Below are 4497 nucleotides of genomic sequence, written 5' to 3'. Positions count from 1 at the left end.
AAAATCTACATCCACACTCCAATCAAGCTCTATTAAAACCAAAGAAGTTCCTGGGCTGGTCATAGAGTATATGTCCTTAACCCCATCAACAGTACCTACTCGCTCTTCTATTGGTCTAGTTATCGAATTTTCAATCTCTTCCGGGCCAACACCTTCATAGTTGGTTATAACGGCTACATAAGGAAGATCCAAATCTGGAAATAAATCTAAAGGTAAGCGATTTAATGACACAATACCTACCACTACTACCAATAAGACCATCATCAAAATGGTTACTGGTCTATCAACTGAAAAGTCAGACATCTTCATTAATTACCACCCCGACTTACTATCTCTACCTTATCACCTTCATCAATATTTTCTTGACCTCTAACTATCAAAAGATCACCAACTTCTAACCCCTCTTCAATCACTATATAATCACCTGTTGAAAATCCTGTCTTAACTTCTTTTCTTATAGCATCACCATCATTATAAGAGTATACATACCTATCTTTTCCATTTCTTAAAACTCCACTTTGTGGTACTACAACTACATCTTCATACTTACCTGTAATAAATTCTACTTCTCCAAACATCCCTGCTTTAATCAAATTATCCTCGTTATCAATAGTGATCTCTACTGGGAAGTTCCCTCGTTGCCTATCTGCAACTGGACTAATACTTCTAATATTTCCTTCAAAACTCTTCTCTAAAGCTCTAAAGAAGATCTCAACTTCATCGCCAGCACTTAATTTATTTATATTTCTTTCACTTACATAAGTCATAACTTTTATATTATCAATATCTGCAATAAAAAGAGCTGGACCCATACCACCTATCTCTCCAACCTCTACTTCTACACCAACTACAACCCCGCTAATTGGAGCTTTAACCTCTGACCTATCAAGCATCAACTCTGCACTTTCTAACCCAGCTTGGGCCTGAGAAACTTGAGCTCTAAGCCCTCTAATCTCCTCATCTGTAGCTCCTTCTTCAGCTATATTTAAAGCAAGTTTGGCAGATCGATAAGCACTTCTTGCACTTATGTATTGGCCTTCACTGCCTTCAAACTGTTGCTTGGATATAACTCCCTCTTCAAAGAGCTTTTGCTGCCTTTCATAAGCTCTTTTTGCTTGATTGTAACTGCTCTCGGCTTGTTCTAATTGGGCCTCTAATTGGGACAACTCCTCTACTCTTGCACCTTTTAATGCCCTTTCTAGATTTGCCTTAGCCCCTTCCAAAGCAGCTTTGCTCTGTTTAATTTGAGATTTAATATCATCTTTATTTAAACCTAATAATATATCTCCTGCTTCAACTCTATCTCCACGCTGAACCATTACCTCTTCTATCTCTCCTTGAATCTGAGGCGTTACCTGTACAGATCTAATTGGCTCAGTCTCACCAACTGTACTAATATAATCTGATAATTCCCCTAAACTAACCTCTAAGACTTCAACTGGAACCCTTTCTTCACTTTCTTGATCTGCTAATGTCTGGTCAGAGTCTCTATTACTACAAGCAACTCCAAAACCTAATAAAAAACCTATTACCATAACAAATCCTAATAACCTCTTATAATCTCTAAACATCTTCACCCTTACTCTACCCCCTTGTAATTAACAGGTCTTCCTATTACTTTATCTAAATTGATAAGAGCCAAATTATAATCATAAATAGCTTGATAATAATCTGTTTTAACCTCTTTTAATACAGTCTGAGCTTGCAAGATATCAAAACTACTTAATAGCCCTTCTTTATATTGCAATTCACTCTGTCTTAAATTCTCTCTAGCCTCTTTAAGACTCAGGTCCATCAATTCAATCCTATCAGCAGCTTCATCTATATTCAATAAAGACTCCTTTAGCTGCAACTTGATTCCTTTTTCTATCTGATCTCTTCTTAGTAGAGCCTTATCAAGTTCAGATTGAGCTTCTTTAATTCCACTTCTTTTACTACCACCATCGAAGATATTATAACTTAAGGCTAGATTAATGTTCCACTCTCCATCACTGAAGGTTAAACTATCATCTCTAGTGCTATAATCCCCAGCTAAACTCAAAGTAGGACGCCTACTACCTTTACTCCTCTTTAAACTCAACTTCAGTAACTCTTCTTGAGCATCCAATAACTTTAAATCTATTCTATTGGCAAAGGCATACTCAGTAATTTCACCTTTATCTATCTCTACTAACTCAAAGTCTAACTCTTCTTCTAATTCAACCTCAACTTTACTTGCTAAGCCTAGAGTATTCTTCAAAGCTGCTTGGGCCAACTCAAATCCATTCTCAGCTCTTAATAGCCCTTGTTTGGCCTGACCTAAGTTTACCCTTGCCTGTAAAACATCAGTATTTGTAAAGATTCCAACTTCTTTATTGGTCTGAGCTATCTGAACATACCTCTCTATCTGCTCTGAAGTTTGCTCCATTAATTCGACCATCTTCTGAGCTCTTAATAGACCATAATATTGATTTAAAGCACTCTCTTTAAGCTCTTCTATTCTCTCTTCCATCTGCAACTTAGCTGTCTGAACACCTACCTTAGCCTGCTCATATCCAGTACTTATTTGACCGCCTGTATAAAGAGGCTGCTGAAAGCCAAGATTAAAAGAGTAGCTATTTTTAGAACCTTCTTCTATACTAAACCCACCTCCTGAAAAGTCAGGAACTTCTGGAGTCTCCCCTAACCTTGTATAAACAGTACTTAAATCTATATTAGGAAAGAAGTTGGCCCTAGCCCCTTCTAATCTAGCTTTAGCAATATTCAAATCTTCCTCTAACATAGCTATCTCTTCATTCTCTGTTAATACCAACCTAATTACCTCATCCCTATTTAGCAAGACCTTCTCTTGTGCTTCTGCACTAACTACACCAAATAAGAATAAGAGAACTACTAAAGTAATTATCCTTCTTTTCACTATAATCCCTCCTATTTTGACTCAATAGTCAATTCATATTATAAAAAGATTTATTTATTAACCAAAATCAAAACTAGCTAGATATTCCATTTAGAAAGACATCAAGTATTAGATCGATCTTGGTTAATAGATCTTCTTCATCAGTAGTATGAAAATGAGGATTAAAACTACCAATCATTCCGATTAATATATTTGATAGATCTGAACTATCTAAATCGACCCTAAAAACACCTTCCTCCTTACCTTCATCAATAATCTTTAAAATTAATCTAACTTCCTCTTCTTTAATCTCAAATAACTTCTCCTTGAAGTCTTGACTTATAGCTACTGTACTCTCCTGATACATCTTAGATAACTGTTTACACTCTGCAAAAAAACGAATAGAGAGTTCAATAACCTTTCTTAACTTATCCCTCGCCCCCTCCTCTTCAAGAATATCTTCTTTCATTCTATTAACCAACTGGCTGATTCCATTTAACAGTATAGCTTGAAATAATTGCTTCTTACTATCAAAGTACCAATAAAGGGTTCCTTTAGCCACTCCGGCTTCATCGGCAATCTCAATCATCTTTGTCTTATGGTATCCTTTACTAGAGAACAACTTTAAAGCAGCATCGATTATTTTAACTTTTTTTGATTCATCTTCCATCCTTCCACCCCTCTTGACCCTTGGGTCAGTATTATCTAAAAAAACTGACTACCCAGTCAATTTAAAGTATAACACTACCTATAAATTTTGTCAAATATAATTTTAGCCTTCAGTCATCAGCTATCAGTCTTTAGCTTAAACCTTACCTGCTTAAAGATTTTGCTGATAGCCGATAGCTAAAAGCTGACACCTACTTCAACCTATATACCCTAGCCTCATAAGGTCTTAAGTTTAAGTTATCGATACTCTCTTCTTTAGCAACTTCATAATTGCTGATCAATAACTCTTTTTCATTAAAGTCTATATCCTCTGGCAAGTTAAACTCTGCTTCCTCTTCCAAGAAGTTAACTATCACCAATATCTTCTCTCGATCTAAGCTTCTAGTATAAGCAAAGATCTTATCATTATCTTCTAACAATAATTTATAATCACCGTAAACAATTATATCATTCTCTTTTCTTAACTTTATTAGCTTCTTATAATAATAGAAGATTGAACCTTCATCTTCTAAAGCCTTGTTTACATTAACATCTTTATAATTAGGATTAACCTTTAACCACGGCTCTCCCTTTGTAAATCCTGCATTCTCACTATCATTCCATTGTATTGGGGTTCTTGCATTATCACGTCCATTCTTCCAGATTGCTTCCATCATCTCGTCATGAGTATAACCATTCTCTATCTTGTCATAATAATAGTTTACACTTTCGATATCATCATATTCATCGATAGACTCATATTTTACATTGGTCATCCCAATCTCTTCTCCTTGGTAGATATAAGGAGTTCCCTGCATAAAATGTAATAGTGTGGCTAACATCTTAGCTGACTGAACACGATACTCCTTGTCATTACCCCAACGAGAGACAATTCTTGGTAGGTCATGGTTATTCCAGAATAAAGAATTCCATCCTTCACCCTTTAGTTCAGTCTGCCACTTACTTAAAACCTT

At 35.7% G+C, this 4497-nt stretch carries 5 protein-coding genes; all 5 read right to left on the bottom strand.

The features are described from left to right. The coding region (locus HALSAC_RS17280) for an efflux RND transporter permease subunit (RefSeq protein WP_035571853.1) at nucleotides 1-309 on the bottom strand (309 nt) is incomplete at its 3' end. Beyond that, nucleotides 309-1571 (bottom strand): efflux RND transporter periplasmic adaptor subunit, encoded by a 1263-nt coding sequence (locus HALSAC_RS0111300; protein WP_245579495.1) that lies wholly within the window; start codon nucleotides 1569-1571, stop codon nucleotides 309-311. The genes HALSAC_RS17280 and HALSAC_RS0111300, both read right to left, overlap by 1 nt. 8 nt (nucleotides 1572-1579) lie before the next feature. Continuing rightward, a complete protein-coding gene (locus HALSAC_RS0111295) occupies nucleotides 1580-2896 on the bottom strand; it encodes a TolC family protein (RefSeq protein WP_027340345.1) in 1317 nt (438 codons plus the stop codon). A 73-nt stretch (nucleotides 2897-2969) separates the two neighbouring features. Further along, entirely contained in the window at nucleotides 2970-3545 is a 576-nt protein-coding gene (locus tag HALSAC_RS16595; protein ID WP_051412198.1) for a TetR/AcrR family transcriptional regulator, read from the bottom strand. A 190-nt stretch (nucleotides 3546-3735) separates the two neighbouring features. After that, a partial coding sequence (locus tag HALSAC_RS15815; protein ID WP_035571851.1) for an alpha-amylase family glycosyl hydrolase occupies nucleotides 3736-4497 on the bottom strand: 762 nt, incomplete at its 5' end.

This window comes from Halonatronum saccharophilum DSM 13868 (genome assembly GCF_000517025.1).
Taxonomy (GTDB): Bacteria; Bacillota; Halanaerobiia; order Halobacteroidales; family Halobacteroidaceae; genus Halonatronum; species Halonatronum saccharophilum.
The sequence above is the reverse complement of the archived record's forward strand: the minus strand, read 5'-3'. Positions and strand labels throughout refer to the sequence as shown.